The organism is Gammaproteobacteria bacterium (assembly GCA_030949385.1).
In the GTDB taxonomy this organism is placed as follows: domain Bacteria; phylum Pseudomonadota; class Gammaproteobacteria; order JAUZRS01; family JAUZRS01; genus JAUZRS01.
Genome location: JAUZSP010000007.1, coordinates 359,407 through 373,931, shown reverse-complemented (window position 1 = coordinate 373,931; position 14,525 = coordinate 359,407). Strand labels below are relative to the sequence as shown.

The window sequence follows — 14,525 nt, the reverse complement described above, 5'->3', positions numbered from 1 at the left end:
TAGATCAGTCTATTTACTTACACTGGTGCAACTTAATTTAATTCTTTTTTTAAGGATGTTTTTTATCATGATATGGAAATTATTTTTGAGTTTGGGTTGTGATCGGTTGAAACGAGGCGTGCTGCTGCTTGCTGTTGTCTGTGCGCCGTCGGCATATGCGGGCAACACCTACATTACCTTTGCGGACAACTTAGCTCAAGACGGGGTGACCCCTATTCCTGATGGTGATCTGGTTTTTACCAGTAACGCCCAAGGCAATGGAGGACAGCCGGTGGTGCACGCCTTGGCGGTACCCTTTGGTATTCAGCAAGCAGGGCCGATTGAGTTCAATATCAACGTCACCGGCGCTTTGCCACAGCAGACGGCCTATTTAACCCTCACCGCCTTTGATGTGGACGAAGATGACCCTGCTAATCCCACTTTTCCTGAGTTGGATACAGTGACTTTCAACGGTGTTTTACTGGGGTCAGGAGTGCCGACTGGCTTTGTTGATCGCGCCAATGTGCCGATTAATCAGGGCAGTTATTTGACCGGTTTTAACGCCAGTTACAGCACCAGCGTGTTTAAGATCCCATTGGGCAGTGTGGTGGTGGGTAATAACACGGTGGTGATTCAGCCTTCTGTGGTGAAAGGCAGCAGTTGGGCGGTGATCGTCACCGCCGGTCAGCTGGTGATTGATGGCGGTGCAGGCGCACAGGGGCAGATTACGGCTTTGAATGTGGTCAGTGCCAATACGGTCGGGGGCAATATCGACCTGAAAGTGCAGACAAACTTGAACATTGTGCAGGCGGGTAATTACTTGCTGGAGTATTCGGTCATTGATCCGAAAGGTAATTCGCCAATGGTGATCCGAATTCCATTCACCGCAGTGGCCAATACGATTATTAATCGGCCTATTGATTTGATTAATTTCCCTTTCAATGCCGCTTTGGCGGGCAATTATACCGTTTATGCTCAGCTCTTTTATGTGGGTACCGGTGCGATTGTTCCTCTTGGTGTGCCTTTTCAGCAGTCGTTGAAGCCCTTATTTTTTCGCCCACTGGACAGCGATGCGGACGGTCTAAAAGACAGCGATGAAGTGGTGTTAGGCACCGATCCCCACAACGCGGACAGTGATGGCGATGGGGTGCAAGACGGTGTTGAAGTGGGTTTGACTTACCCCGCTTTAGCGGCCATCGACACGGATAACGATGGCATTATTGATGCGCTGGAGTCGGATCTTCTCGATGACGACGGTGATCTGTTCAGCAATCAGCAAGACAACGCCAATGCCGACCCCTGTTTGCCTAATGCACTCAGTATCGTTTGTTTGGCCTTAAGCGATGCGGACGGTGACGGTCTGAGCGACGTACAAGAAGTGGCCTTAGGCACTAATTCGAACAACGCGGACAGCGACGGCGATGGTATTGATGACGGTGTTGAGGTGGGTGCCAATTACCCCACTGTGGCGGCTCTGGACGGCGATGGTGATGGAATCATTGATGCGTTGGACTCCAACCTGTTGGACAGCGATGGTGACGGGGTGGTGGATCAGCTCGATCCGGCCAACAATGACGCCTGTAACCCTGATGCCACGGTGGGCATTTGTGATGCCGATGGTGATGGTCTGACTAATACGCAAGAGGCTCAAGCGGGAACCGACCCTAACCTTGCTGATAGCGACGGCGATGGTATTGATGACGGGGTTGAGGTGGGTGCGAATCCGGCCAGCGCGATTGATACGGATGGGGATGGAATCATTGATGCCTTGGAGTCCAATGTTATCGACACAGATGGTGACGGTGTGGTGGATCAACTGGATGCGGACAACAATAATGCCTGTTTGCCCTCCAATTTGGTCGCCGCGTGTGACAGTGATGGTGATGGCCTCAGTGATGGGGTTGAACTTCAATTGGGAACGAACCCGAACAACGGCGACAGCGACAGTGATGGTATTCCAGATAATCTTGAGGTGGGTACAGGCCTCACCCCGACGGACACGGACGGGGATGGCGTTATTGATGCGCTGGAATCGAATCTGATCGACGCTGATGGGGATGGTTTGAGCGATCAAGCGGATCTTGATAACTTAAATTCCTGTCGGCCAGGTGTTGATAGTGAGGCGTGTTTGAAATCGAGTGTTTTGGATACGGCTGTTTTTGGTGCGGGCAGTCAAAGCAGTCTGTTTTTATTTTTTATGGTCACATTGATGTTGGCCCGTTTTTGGAGCTTTTCGTTGAAACAGGATGTTTCGCGGTGCAGAAAATTTTTATGACGAAATATCGATGCTTACATCCGAACTCTCTTTATCTCTCTGTTTGTAGTGCCTTGGTCTTGCTGCCTTCTCAGGTGTTGGCCATTGAGTCCAATGTGTTGACAGAGACGCCTCAGTTATCACCCTGGTCTGTCAGTGCGACGGTGGGTGTAAGTGCTCTCTCACCGCAAGAAAATAACAGTGGTTTATGGATCAGTACAAAACAATCCAGTGGTTATGGTGTTGCTTTGGATTATCGTTGGCATGAGCAACTGTTGCTCAGTGGTTTTTATCTGAATGCAGGAGCCTCCGAGGTTTCCAGTGGTTCTCAGGTATTGGGTGATCTTGATTATCAATATGTGGGGGGAAGTCTTTCTTGGTCGCCTTTTTCTGTACGAAATAATTTTTCTCCATATTTAAAGGCAGGGCTGCATTCGACACAAAACAGTGTTAGCAATCCGAAAATAAAATACACAAAAGACAATGCAGTGAACAGCCATTTTGGTTTGGGTACGAGCTGGAGGTTCAGTGATGATTGGCGTGCTTTATTGGATTTGACCACTTATGGCAAAGATGCTTATTTTGCCTCGCTTGGCTTGCGTTACCAATTGTTTAATAAAAAATCGACTGGTGTGCTTGATACGGACTTGGACGGTATTCCTGATGCTCAAGACCGCTGTGAAAACAGTGCGGCCAATAGTGAAGTGGATGTGAAAGGCTGTGTTGTTGTCTTGGACAGCGACGGTGACGGTATTCCTGACGCTCAAGACCGCTGTGAAAACAGTGCGGCCAATAGCAAAGTGGATGCGAAAGGCTGTGTTGTTGTCTTGGACAGAGACGGTGACGGTGTGCCTGATAGTCGTGATTGCTGCCCGAATACCGCGTTGGGTAAGACGGTGGATGAATACGGTTGTGCCATTATAGAAATTGATTTGAGTAACAGTGAGGTTCCGTTTGAATTTGGTTCTGAGAAACTGTCTTTAATAGGAGAAAAAATTTGGGCGAACATTGCCAAACAAATCAAACAGTTTCCTAATGTGATCGTGGAGCTTGGTGGCCACACGGACAGCAAAGGATCCGCTACTTTTAATCAAAAATTCTCTCTTAAACGTGCAAAAACAGTGGAAGCATTTTTGACCTCGAAAGGGGTGCAAGAAAAACAGTTGCGTGTCCAAGGCTATGGCGAGTCACAACCCATAGCGGATAACCGTACGGAAGAGGGGCGGCGCAGCAATCGGCGAGTGGAAGCGCATATCGTGCAGAAATTGAAAATGATTTCTGTGGATGAATTGCCCGCTGTTTGCAAGCAGCGTTTTCAACTGCCCGTATTGGAAGAGGTAGAGACGTCTTTTGAGGCTTATGGCTTTCAGGTGTTATCCGAGTCAGCCAAACGGGCTTGGAGTGGGGTGGCAGAGCAATTAAAACAGAATCCTCAGTTAAAAGTTGAATTGGCTGGTTACACTGACAGCAGTGGTGCCGCAGAACTTAATTTGCAACTTTCTCAGCAGCGCGCTGAGACGGTACGAGATTATTTGATTTCTGCTAGGTGTAAGGTGAACAACAATTAACGGCTAAAGGCTACGGAGAGAGCAACCCCATTGCGGACAACTTGACTCCAGAAGGACGAAAAAAGAACCGCAGAGTGGTGCTTTATAGCCGCTGAAAGGATGAATTTTTATGATGAAATGTCGGCGTTTTAACCACAATCGTTTGTTTGTTTTTACTTTGCTGGCGTTGTCAGCAGGGCAAAACACACTGAGCGCTGAAGAAGCATCCTCACCTTGGTCTGTGAGTGGTTTGGTGGGAGCCAGCCTTCTTTCTCCACAAGAAAATGGCAGTGGTTTAAGCGTCAGCAATAAACAGTCAAGTGGATTTTCTCTGTCACTCGATTACCTTTGGAGAGAGAAGTTTTTATTCAGTGGTTTTTATCTGGATGCGGGAGCCGCTGAGGTTTCTGGTGGGTCAGGGCTGTTGGGAGACTTGAGTTATCAATATTATGGTAGCAGCCTTTCTTGGATGCCTTTTTCGGCCAGAAATGTTATTTCTCCTTATTTGAAAGCAGGTGTGCATACAACACAACACTCTGTTACGGATCCACGGATTAAGTTTGATCAAAATTTACAGCTGAATGCCCACCTTGGTTTGGGAGCGGCATGGAAATTCAGTAACGACTGGCGCTTACTGGTGGACATGAGCAGTTATGGTAAGGATGCGTTCGTGGCTTCGGCTGGTCTGCGTTACCAGCTGTTTAATCCGTCTAAACCCGAACCACGGATAGAGCTCCAGCCACAGCCTAAACCTCAGGTTAAAATAACGCCGCCTTCTGACAGTGATGGTGACGGCGTTTATAATCTGATTGATCTTTGTGTCAACACACCGGCAGGTGTGGTGGTCGATGATGACGGTTGTCAGATTAAAAAAACAATGGCTGTTCAAAATCGTGAAATTATATCTGACGGCGACGGTGATGGTGTTTTGGATGAGCAAGATTGTTGTCCCAATACCGCACTGGGTAAATCGGTGGGTGTCGATGGTTGTGCGCTGATTGAAATTGATTTGAGTCGCAGTGCGGTACCGTTTGAATTTGCGTCTGCCGAACTGTCTGACGTTGGTGAAAAAATATGGAGTAAAATTGCGGCTCAGATTCAACAATTTCCGAATGTGGTGGTTGAATTGTCTGGCCATACGGACAGTAAAGGGACGGATGAGTTTAATCAGCGTCTTTCATTAAAACGTTCTCAGTCAGTGCAGCGGTTTTTAATGGCACATGGGGTTCACGCCGATCAGTTACGCATCAAAGCCTATGGTGAGTCTGCTCCTATTGCGAGCAACGATTTGGATGAAGGGCGTAGCCAAAATCGCCGTGTTGAAGCGCATCTGGTTCAAGCGCTAAAACAGATTTCTGTTGACAACGATTTACCCGAATCGTGTAAAAATAATTCTCAAGACCTTTCTTCGGACAAGGTGGAAACTTCGTTTGAAGCCTACGGGTTTCAACTGTTGTCAGAGTCGGCAAAACAGGCTTGGGAAAAGGTGGCTGATCGTCTGATTGACTCCCCCGATCTGCATGCAGAGCTTGCGGGTTACACCGACAGCAGTGGTTCAGAAGAGTTAAATCAACAACTGGCTCAACAGCGAGCGGAGTCGGTGCGAGATTACTTGATCTCGTTGGGTGTTGATGGGGATCGTTTGACCGCAGAGGGGTACGGTGACAGCAATCCCATTGCAGATAACTCAACGGCAGAGGGGCGTAAAGCCAATCGCCGAGTGGAGTTGCGTTTGTTTTAAAGCTTATGGTTCACTTTTAATGCGCCTCCAGTTTACCCAATTCAGCCAATAAAGAGGTCAGCAGGCTTTCGGCCTGTTTACCCAGCTTTTTACCCAATTGATCGTAATTCCGTTCGCCGTTGATCAAGCGGCGTAACAATCCCCCCATGTTTTTCATATCCCCGCCCGCTTGCTGCATCTGTTGGGCCATATTGCCCAGAATCTCCAGTGCTTGCACATCCCCCTTGGCTGCGGCATGGATCATGGCCGCCAGACCAGGGGCGGCCACCCCTGCATCGGCTGGGGCTTGCAGTGTGGGCAGCGTATTGGGGTCTTGCAGACCGCGCAGAATGGCCGTGGCGATCAGGCTGTCCTCTTTATCCAGTGTTAGCAGCAGACTTGTCTCTCTCTGGCCAGCAGTGATTTTTCGGAGCACTGCGACCAAATCACCCCAGCCGTTTTTTTGGGCAAAGTTGAACAGCTCATCCAGCTCGCTGTGACGGCTGAAATCTTGGCTGCACTGCACCACTTTAATAATAAATTCCGCATGTACGGCGAGCACTTGTTGCTCACGACTGGGGAGATCATTCATGTTGTTTCCTTTTTATAGGGCACTGATTTTGTTCGCTTGTTGTTGTAGATTACCCAGTGCGGAGTTCACCTCGGCCAATTTGGTGCGCTCTTTTTCCACTACGGCGGCGGGTGCTTTAGCAACAAATTTGTCGTTGTTGAGTTTGCCACCGATGCGCGCTGCTTCTTTTTCCAGTTTGCCAATCTCTTTTTGCAGCCGCTGTAATTCCGCTTCTTTGTCGATCAGACCGGCTAAGGGGATCAAGATTTTCATCTCACCGATCAGAGCAATGGCGGACTCAGGCTCCTCGTCGTCGGCAGAGAGAACAGTGAGTGACTCGGTTTTGGCCAGAAAGTCCAGATAGGGGCGGGCTTTTTCTGCCCAACTCTGATCTTGCTCGGAGGCGTTGGCCAGTAGAACAGGGATGGTTTTGCTTGGCGCGATGTTCATCTCGCCTTTGATGCGGCGCACACCGAGAATAAAGGCCATCACCCACTCCATCTCTTTGCTGGCCTCTGGATCAATCAGCTTTTCATCGGATTTGGGGAAGGCTTGCAACATAATGGTGTCGCCTTCAACACCGGCCAGCGGAGCCACGGTTTGCCAGATCTCTTCTGTGATAAAGGGCATGATGGGGTGACTCAGGCGCAGCAGGCTTTCCAACACCCGCAGCAGCGTTTGGCGCGTGCCGCGTTTGGCAGCGGCGGAGGCCGTTTCGCTGGTGAGTACGGTTTTGGTCAGCTCCAGATACCAGTCACAGTAGTGATGCCAAGTGAAGTCGTAAATCGCTTGGGCGGCGTGGTCAAAACGGTAGCCTTCGAGGGCGCTGCCCACGGTGCTGCTGGTTTGTTGCAGCTGGGAGAGAATCCAACGGTCGGCGCTGGAGAATTCAATCTCGCCGCCGTTTTGGCCGCAGTCGTGGCCTTCGCTGTTCATCAGCACGTAACGGGAGGCGTTCCAGAGCTTGTTGCAAAAATTGCGATAGCCTTCGATGCGTCCCATGTCGAACTTGATGTCGCGCCCAGTAGAGGCGAGGGCGGCGAAGGTGAAACGCAGCGCATCGGTGCCAAAGCTGGCGATGCCATCGGGAAACTCTTTGCGGGTCTGTTTTTCGATCTTTTTCGCCAGCTTGGGCTGCATCATGCCTTGGGTGCGTTTTTGTACCAAGCTCTCTAGGTCAATGCCGTCGATCAGGTCGATGGGGTCGAGTACGTTTCCCTTGGATTTGGACATTTTATCGCCGTGGCTGTCGCGCACCAGACCGTGTACGTAGACCTCTTTGAAGGGTACCGCGCCGCCCATGAATTTTTTCCCCATCATGATCATCCGCGCCACCCAGAAGAAGATGATGTCAAAGCCGGTGACTAAAACGTTGGTGGGGTAAAATTCCTGCAAGCGTTCGGTGTCGTTGGGCCAGCCAAGGGTGGAAAACGGCCACAGAGCAGAGCTGAACCAGGTGTCCAGAACGTCTTCGTCTTGGCGTAAGGGGTAGTCGGCAGACAGGTTGTGTTTGCTGCGCACCTCCGCTTCGTTGCGTCCCACATAGACGTTGTCGTCGTCATCGTACCAAGCGGGGATGCGGTGCCCCCACCAGATTTGACGGCTGATACACCAATCTTGAATGTTGTTCATCCACTCAAAATAGGTGTTTTTCCAGTTGTCGGGTACAAATTTGATTTCGCCGCTTTTGACCGCGTCGATGGCCGGCCCGGCCAGCGGAGCCACTTTGACGTACCATTGATCGGTGAGAAAGGGTTCGATGACGCTGTTGGAGCGATCCCCTCGTGGCACCATCAATTTGTGATCGTCGATTTTTTCCAGTAGGCCAGCGGCTTCCAGATCGGCCACCATCTGTTTGCGAGCGACGTAACGATCCAGACCGATGTAGGCCTCGGGCAGCAGTTGGCCTTCGTTGGCTTCGAGGTCGTTGGCGCGAATGGCGGCGTCGATGGTAAAGATGTTGATCAGACCACCGTGGGGCTGCTCGCTAATGGGCAGTTCGTCGCGGTGACGTTGCCAGACAGCGTAATCGTTGAAGTCGTGGGCGGGGGTGATCTTGACGCAGCCGGTGCCAAATTCGGGATCGACGTGCTCTTCGTCGGCGATGATGGGGATTTTACGCCCAGTGAGCGGCAGCTCCAGCAGCTCACCGATCAGATGTTGGTAGCGTTCGTCCTTGGGATTGACCGCTACGGCGCAATCGCCAAGCAGAGTTTCAGGGCGGGTGGTGGCGACGGTGAGGTGGCCTTGGCCGTTGCTCAGCGGGTAGCGCATGTGCCACATGTGGCCGTTCTCTTCTGTGGAGATCACTTCCAGATCGGAGACGGCGGTGTGCAGTTGGGTGTCCCAGTTCACCAGCCGTTTACCACGGTAGATCAAGCCCTCTTCGTGCAGGCGCACAAAGACCTCACGCACTGCTTCGGAGAGACCGTCGTCCATAGTGAAACGTTCGTTTTGCCAATCGAGCGAAGAGCCGAGGCGGCGCTGCTGGCGGGTGATGTTGCTGCCAGACTCTTCGCGCCATTTCCAGATGCGTTCGATGAAGGCTTCGCGTCCCAGATCGTGGCGGGTTTTGCCCTCCGCTTCCAGTTGTCGCTCCACCACCATTTGGGTGGCGATGCCCGCATGGTCGCTGCCCGCTTGCCAAAGGGTGTTTTTGCCTGACATGCGTTGAAAACGGATCAAGGTGTCCATGATGGTGTTGTTAAACCCGTGCCCCATGTGCAGGCTGCCGGTGACGTTGGGCGGTGGGATCATGATGCAGTAGCTCTCGTCACCCTCGGTTTTGGGGCTGAAGTGGCCGTTGTTTTCCCAGGTTTGGTACCAACGTTGTTCAAGGGCGTGCGGGTTATAGGTTTTGTCCATGATCTCTCAACAGGCGTGGGGTGATAAAAAGGAGCTTATTTTGCCTGAATGCGGGCATGACCCCAAGCCCGATTTGAGTTATTGGGGGCATCAGAGGAAAAGGAGTGGGCTTATTGAACAATCAGGCTGGTAATAAAGAAGTTTTTCACCGCGTGGTGTTCGGCGTACTGCTCTAGGGTTTTGCGAATCGACTCGGTGACGTTTTTACGCATCAACTCTTTTTTCTTTACGCTGGCCATGTCGGCTTGGGTCAGTTGGCTGAGCAGTAAGATCAAATTGTGGTGTACGGCGGGCATGTGCAGACGCAGGTCCTCGCGGGTGGCTTTGTCTTCGACTTGGGCTTTGGCCTTCATTTGGATGAAATGGCGCGGATCGTCGGCTAAGTTGACGATAAAGTGCGGATGCATACTGACGTAAATAGGGTCAGGTCTGTTTTCAGTGGCTGGGGCTTCAGCGTTGCTGGTGGTGCTCATCAGGCTGGTGAGTAGGCTGATTAGGACAAGGTGTGTAGGAGACATAAGAGAATTTCACTGTGTTGAGGGTTGCTCTCTGTATCGTCACTCCGATGGTTTTTCTTTGATGTTGAGCTGGCTGAGTTCGGTAATCAACTCTTGGCGAATTTTGGGCAGGTACTTTAATAACACGCGGTTAACGATCATCTCGACGGCGGCGCTGTTGGGGCGTTCATCAATTTTTGGCTCTTGATGTTCGCTTCTGATCTTTGCTGAACTGGCAAGATTCTTATCAACGATGTCTTGTAGGATCGGTATTCTCTGTTGTGTTTTTCTGTTTTTCACGGTATTTAGCCCTTTTTAGAGTGGGTGGTGGCGTAACAGATAACCACGTTGTTGATAAAAGCGATATTTTTCACGTCCGTGCTGACGCAACGTTTGTTCTTGATTGACCACCTCTAAGACCCGCTCAAAACGGCTGAAAAAAGGTGGGATTTCAATGCCAAGGTTGATCAGAATCGGTTCTTTGCCATCGGGTTCAAAATTCATGCCCAACCAAATCGAAGCATCAGCATTTTTATAGGCGTTGGCTGTGACGATTTGATGGGCAATAAAGGCGTTGGCCTTAAAGGTCCAGAGCTGATCATCAAGGCTGTTTTGTTCCGCTTCCGATGAGCAATGAATGTAAATGCCTTGCCCCACGTTGTGGATTTTTTCCACCAATCGACAGACAAAACGCAGCCGTTCACTGCGGCTTTCGTCGCTGAGCAGATAAAAATCAACGTGGGTCATGAACTCTTACGCCTTTTTATCCTGTTGGTAGTCAAGCAAGTATTGACTTAACAGACCCACAGGGCGACCGGTTGCCCCTTTGTTTTTGCCGCTGTGCCAGGCGGTACCGGCGATGTCGAGATGCGCCCAGTGGAACTTTTTACTGAAGCGTGACAGAAAACAGGCGGCGGTGATGCTGCCTGCACTGCGGCCACCGATGTTGGCCATGTCGGCAAAATTACTTTGCAGCTGTTCTTGATATTCGTCCCATAGGGGCAGTTCCCAGCAGCGGTCACCGCTGGTGCGTCCAGCGTTTTGCAGGTCGTTGGCCAGTGGACTGTGGTTGCTGAACAGGCCGGAGGGTTCGTGACCCAAAGCGACGATGCAGGCTCCGGTGAGGGTGGCGATGTCAATCACCACATCGGGATCGTATTTTTCCACATAAGTGAGGGCATCACAGAGCACCAAACGGCCTTCGGCATCGGTGTTGAGAATTTCTACGGTTTGACCTGACATGGTGGTAACGATGTCGCCAGGACGGGTGGCATCGGGGACGGGCATGTTTTCTGTGGCGCCGACAACGCAGACCAAATTGATCGGCAGTTGCAGTTCGGCAATGCTGCGTAGGGTGCCAAAAACGCTGGCGGCTCCGCACATATCGAATTTCATCTCATCCATGCCCGCACCGGCTTTGAGGGAGATGCCGCCGCTGTCAAAGGTGACGCCTTTGCCCACCAGTACCACGGGTTGGTCGTCAGGATCGCCGTTGAGGTACTCCATTACGATCAATTTGGCCGGTTCTGAGCTGCCACGGCTGACGGAGAGAAACGCGCCCATGCCGAGCTGCTCCATGTCACTCTCTTCTAAAATTTTGGTTTTGATTCCAGGGTATTGCTGACTGAGTTGTTGACCTTGTTTGGCCAAGTAGGTGGGGGTGCAGACGTTGGCGGGCATGTTGCTCAGATCACGAGCAAAATGAATCCCAGAGGCGATGGCCATCGCTTCGCGCACCGCCTCTTCACCGTCGCTGAGGTTGCGGCGGGACGGCACACTGAAGGTGATTTTTTTCAGTGGGCGGCGGGGCAGGTTTTTGCTGCTTTTCAGCTGGTCAAAACGGTAGAGGGCTTTTTGGCTCTCTTCGGCGGCGGTGCGTACTTTCCAGTGTATCTCGCGGGTTTTAACGTGCAGCTCGGTTAAGAAAGAGACCGCTTCGGATGCGCCGCTCTGGTCGAGGCGCTTGGCGCAATTGGCTTGAATGGTTTTATAAACGCTTTCGTTGAGTTTGCGTTCTTTGCCGCAGCCGACCAATAAAACCCGATCACAGAGGGTGTTGGGTACGTTGTGCAGCATCAGATGTTGCCCCAACTCACCTTCCATATCGCCTCGTCGAATCAGGCTGCTAAGATAGCCATCGCTGGCTTTATCAACTTCTTCGGCGGAGTGGGTTAACTTTCGGGTTTGGTAGACGCCCAATACAATACAAGCGGTACGTTGTTTTTCTGGGTTGCCACTTTTGACGCTGATTTCCATATTATTTCCTATGTTATTCGGCTCTGTTCCACGTGTTGTTGCGTAAGCGTAGTCTGCTCTGCTTTATTTGTCGTTGTGATTTATCAACTGACGGCTGCTAGAGCGTCACAGGAGAGTGACCTTGCCTATACTGCAAAGTGCCCCATTCTAGGCAAAAAACCGCTATGATGCAGCAGATTTTAAGTGTGAATGCTTTTTTTAGATGGAAATTTAAACAACGGAAGAGATGCTGTTGCTGACTATTATTGATCGTTATTTGATTAAAGAGATTTTGCAGGCTTGGTTTGCGGTGACATTGGTATTACTGCTGATTTTAGTAAGCAACTCTTTGGTGTTGATTTTGAGCAAAGCGGTGGGGGGCTCTTTGCCGAGCGACGCTGTGGTGCCGCTGTTTTTTACCTATGTTATTGGTTTTTTGGTCACCTTGATTCCCTTGGGGCTTTATTTAGGTGTGATGTTGAGTTTGGGTCGACTTTATAAAGACAGTGAAATGTCAGCTATGAACGCCTGTGGCATCGGCAGTCGTGAGTTGTTTCGCCCCGTTTTGGCCTGTGCTGGTTTGGCGGTGTTGATTATCGTCTGTTTGACTTTATGGGCTTCGCCGTGGGCGGCTCGGATCGAGCAGAAACTCAAAGCCAATCTTGAGCAGCGTTCGGAGTTGAATAACATCAGTGCGGGGCGATTTAATGAATCCCGTGATGGCAAAAGTGTTTTGTTTGTTAAACAGGTGAGTGCTGATGGCACGGTTCTAGAGGATGTCTTTGTTCACGCTAAAACGGCCGATGGTCGTTTAAGTTTAGAGGTTGCTGAGCAGGCGACCTTTGTCCGAGGCGATAAAAATCAGCGTGCGCATATTTTATTCGAACGGGGCAGGCGTTACGTCGGCCAACCTGGTCAGGCTGATTACGAAGTCACCGAGTTTGAACAGCATGGCATCGTAGTGATGGATAATCCGGTGGTGCAACAGGCATTAAAACGGGCAGCAAAAACCACCACTGAACTGTGGTCTTCGGATCAATTAGCCGACCGAGCGGAATTGCAGTGGCGTCTGAATTTACCGCTTGTCGCGTTGATTTTGGCGTTGTTGGCTGTGCCTTTGAGTCGCACCACACCCCGCAAAGGGCGTTATGGAAAACTGGTGGTGGCGGTGTTGTTCTATGTGCCTTATTCCAATTTTTTGGTGTTATCCAAAAATTGGATGGTTGAGGGTGTGACCGCACCTTATTTGGGGATGTGGTGGTTGCAGTTATTGATGTTCTCGCTGGTCTTGTTACTGATTTTAAATATGCACGGTTTTGCTTGGGCAAAACAGATCCTGTTGAGGCGCAGTTCGTAGATGATTTTAGATCGTTATATTGCTCGTGCGGTCATTGCTGGCTCATTGATGGTGTTGTTGTTGATTACCTCGGTGGATGCGGTGTTTGCTTTGATTAATGAGCTTTCCTCAGTGGGAAAACAGGATTACGACTTGACCCATGCTGCTCTTTACATTGTTTACACGATTCCAAGACGAATGCACGATTATTTTGCCAGCTCGGTGTTGATCGGCAGTTTGTTGAGTTTGGGGGCTATGGCTGCTAATTCTGAGTTGATTGTGATGCGTTCGGCGGGGGTCTCACCAAAACGCATTATTCGTTCTGTTTTGCAGGTGGGGTTGTTGTTGGCAGTGATGATGGCGGTGATTGGCGAGTGGTTGGCTCCCGTGGGAGATCGACGTGCGGAAGAGCTGCGCTCCACGGCTTTGGAAAAGCGGGTTTCATTGACAGGTGCTAATGGCCTTTGGGTTAAAGATGGAGGCCGTTATATCAATGTTAGGACGGTATTGCCCGATTTGCATTTACGCGGTGTGACGATTTATGAGTTTGATGGTTTGGTGTTACGTTTTTCGTTGTCGGCGGTCAGTGCCTATTATGAAACGGATCACTGGTTGCTAAAGGGTTTACGTTACAGCTACTTTAATGAAGATAGGGTCGAGATTAAAAGACTAAAACAACAGCAGTGGCCTTATTTGATTAACGTAGACCTGTTTAATGTGTTGTCTGTGCAACCGGAAAGTATGTCAGCGCGAGAGTTGTACAATTATATTGAGTACTTGAGAAATAACGAATTAGATGCGTCTCGTTATGAGTTGGCTTTTTGGAGCAGTTTATTGGCTCCCCTTTCGGCTTTGGTGATGTTGTTGTTGGCAATGCCATTTGTCTTTGGTTCGTTACGTTCGTCGGGTGCAGGTCAGAAAATTTTATTAGGTACCTTGATTGGCGTGGGCTATTTTCTATTGGCGCGTCTTTTTGGTCACTTGGGTTTGGTTTATGGTCTTTCGCCTTTTATCAGTGCTGTTTTGCCTTTGCTCTTGTTCCTCGGGGCGGGTGTGTACTTGTTACGCCGTGTGTTATGAACGCTGCTTTTTTTCCAGCAGACAGAGTTGACTGTGAGAGAGTCGGTCGTGCCAGCTGCGTTTTTTGGGGTCGATGAGTACCCACCAGTAACCGCAGCCGAAAAAAAGCAGTGAGGGGATGGCGGCCATAAAACGGATTAAACTGATGCGCCAGGTAATGGCACCGCCTTGGCTGGATTGCAACTGCAATCGCCAGGCTCTCATGCCCAAGGTTTCCCCGCCGTGTGTCCAAAACCAAGCAAAGAAAATATACGTTACCAATAATAGATAGAGTTGAAAACCGAGGTTTTGCTTTGGAATGGGCGCTTGATTGATAGCAACGGCCAGCGCAGAGGCAAAAAACAGCACGGCGATTAACAGAAACAGGTCATAAAACAGAGCCGCAAGGCGGCGCAGCAGGGGGGCGGGAGTGCAATTGGATTGTTCGGTAGGCATACGTGT

12 protein-coding genes are annotated in these 14,525 nt (G+C 50.4%); 5 read left to right on the top strand and 7 right to left on the bottom strand.

Going from position 1 to position 14,525, the window contains the following annotated elements; translation table 11 throughout:
* Positions 1-67: 67 nt before the first annotated feature.
* The 3 genes from Q9O24_11265 to Q9O24_11255 all read left to right on the top strand — a co-directional run bounded on the left by Q9O24_11265 (position 68) and on the right by Q9O24_11255 (position 5,521).
* Positions 68-2,254 (top strand): hypothetical protein, encoded by a 2,187-nt coding sequence (locus Q9O24_11265; protein MDQ7075704.1) that lies wholly within the window; start codon positions 68-70, stop codon positions 2,252-2,254.
* Entirely contained in the window at positions 2,251-3,801 is a 1,551-nt protein-coding gene (locus Q9O24_11260; GenBank protein MDQ7075703.1) for an OmpA family protein, read from the top strand. Before Q9O24_11265 ends, Q9O24_11260 begins: the two co-directional genes overlap by 4 nt.
* Positions 3,802-3,910: 109 nt before the next feature.
* A complete protein-coding gene (locus tag Q9O24_11255; GenBank protein ID MDQ7075702.1) occupies positions 3,911-5,521 on the top strand; it encodes an OmpA family protein in 1,611 nt (536 codons plus the stop codon).
* A gap of 16 nt (positions 5,522-5,537) precedes the next feature.
* Here the strand turns inward: Q9O24_11255 and Q9O24_11250 are convergent, their stop codons facing one another.
* The 6 genes from Q9O24_11250 to Q9O24_11225 all read right to left on the bottom strand — a co-directional run bounded on the left by Q9O24_11250 (position 5,538) and on the right by Q9O24_11225 (position 11,689).
* Positions 5,538-6,092 carry a hypothetical protein gene (locus tag Q9O24_11250; protein ID MDQ7075701.1) on the bottom strand — a complete coding sequence of 185 codons (555 nt, stop codon included), beginning with the start codon at positions 6,090-6,092 and terminating at the stop codon, positions 5,538-5,540.
* A 12-nt stretch (positions 6,093-6,104) separates the two neighbouring features.
* Positions 6,105-8,936 (bottom strand): valine--tRNA ligase, encoded by a 2,832-nt coding sequence (locus Q9O24_11245; GenBank protein ID MDQ7075700.1) that lies wholly within the window; start codon positions 8,934-8,936, stop codon positions 6,105-6,107.
* Between the two features lie 110 nt (positions 8,937-9,046).
* Positions 9,047-9,454, bottom strand: a complete 408-nt coding sequence (locus Q9O24_11240) for a flagellar basal body-associated FliL family protein (protein ID MDQ7075699.1) — start codon at positions 9,452-9,454, stop codon at positions 9,047-9,049.
* Positions 9,455-9,493: 39 nt separating this feature from the next.
* Positions 9,494-9,733, bottom strand: coding sequence for a hypothetical protein (locus Q9O24_11235; GenBank protein MDQ7075698.1), 240 nt, complete (start codon positions 9,731-9,733; stop codon positions 9,494-9,496).
* Positions 9,734-9,748: 15 nt separating this feature from the next.
* Positions 9,749-10,180, bottom strand: a complete 432-nt coding sequence (locus tag Q9O24_11230) for a DNA polymerase III subunit chi (protein ID MDQ7075697.1) — start codon at positions 10,178-10,180, stop codon at positions 9,749-9,751.
* A 6-nt stretch (positions 10,181-10,186) separates the two neighbouring features.
* Complete coding sequence (locus Q9O24_11225; protein MDQ7075696.1) at positions 10,187-11,689, bottom strand: leucyl aminopeptidase; 1,503 nt, start codon at positions 11,687-11,689, stop codon at positions 10,187-10,189.
* Between the two features lie 226 nt (positions 11,690-11,915).
* Between Q9O24_11225 and lptF the strand changes: the two genes are divergently transcribed.
* Together lptF and lptG are read left to right on the top strand one after the other, a co-directional pair.
* On the top strand, positions 11,916-13,025 hold the full coding sequence (lptF, locus tag Q9O24_11220; protein ID MDQ7075695.1) for an LPS export ABC transporter permease LptF: 1,110 nt from the start codon (positions 11,916-11,918) through the stop codon (positions 13,023-13,025).
* Complete coding sequence (lptG, locus tag Q9O24_11215) at positions 13,026-14,084, top strand: LPS export ABC transporter permease LptG (protein MDQ7075694.1); 1,059 nt, start codon at positions 13,026-13,028, stop codon at positions 14,082-14,084.
* Here lptG and Q9O24_11210 read toward each other — a convergent pair.
* Positions 14,079-14,519, bottom strand: a complete 441-nt coding sequence (locus tag Q9O24_11210; GenBank protein MDQ7075693.1) for an RDD family protein — start codon at positions 14,517-14,519, stop codon at positions 14,079-14,081. The genes lptG and Q9O24_11210 overlap by 6 nt on opposite strands.
* Positions 14,520-14,525 lie beyond the last annotated feature (6 nt).

Bases quoted from the DNA above. Each gene is read 5' to 3' on its own strand.
- Q9O24_11265 (MDQ7075704.1), top strand. From the start codon at position 68: ATGATATGGAAATTATTTTTGAGTTTGGGTTGTGATCGGTTGAAACGA.
- Q9O24_11260 (MDQ7075703.1), top strand. From the start codon at position 2,251: ATGACGAAATATCGATGCTTACATCCGAACTCTCTTTATCTCTCTGTT.
- Q9O24_11255 (MDQ7075702.1), top strand. From the start codon at position 3,911: ATGATGAAATGTCGGCGTTTTAACCACAATCGTTTGTTTGTTTTTACT.
- Q9O24_11250 (MDQ7075701.1), bottom strand. From the start codon at position 6,092: ATGAATGATCTCCCCAGTCGTGAGCAACAAGTGCTCGCCGTACATGCG.
- Q9O24_11245 (MDQ7075700.1), bottom strand. From the start codon at position 8,936: ATGGACAAAACCTATAACCCGCACGCCCTTGAACAACGTTGGTACCAA.
- Q9O24_11240 (MDQ7075699.1), bottom strand. From the start codon at position 9,454: ATGTCTCCTACACACCTTGTCCTAATCAGCCTACTCACCAGCCTGATG.
- Q9O24_11230 (MDQ7075697.1), bottom strand. From the start codon at position 10,180: ATGACCCACGTTGATTTTTATCTGCTCAGCGACGAAAGCCGCAGTGAA.
- Q9O24_11225 (MDQ7075696.1), bottom strand. From the start codon at position 11,689: ATGGAAATCAGCGTCAAAAGTGGCAACCCAGAAAAACAACGTACCGCT.
- lptF (MDQ7075695.1), top strand. From the start codon at position 11,916: ATGCTGTTGCTGACTATTATTGATCGTTATTTGATTAAAGAGATTTTG.
- lptG (MDQ7075694.1), top strand. From the start codon at position 13,026: ATGATTTTAGATCGTTATATTGCTCGTGCGGTCATTGCTGGCTCATTG.
- Q9O24_11210 (MDQ7075693.1), bottom strand. From the start codon at position 14,519: ATGCCTACCGAACAATCCAATTGCACTCCCGCCCCCCTGCTGCGCCGC.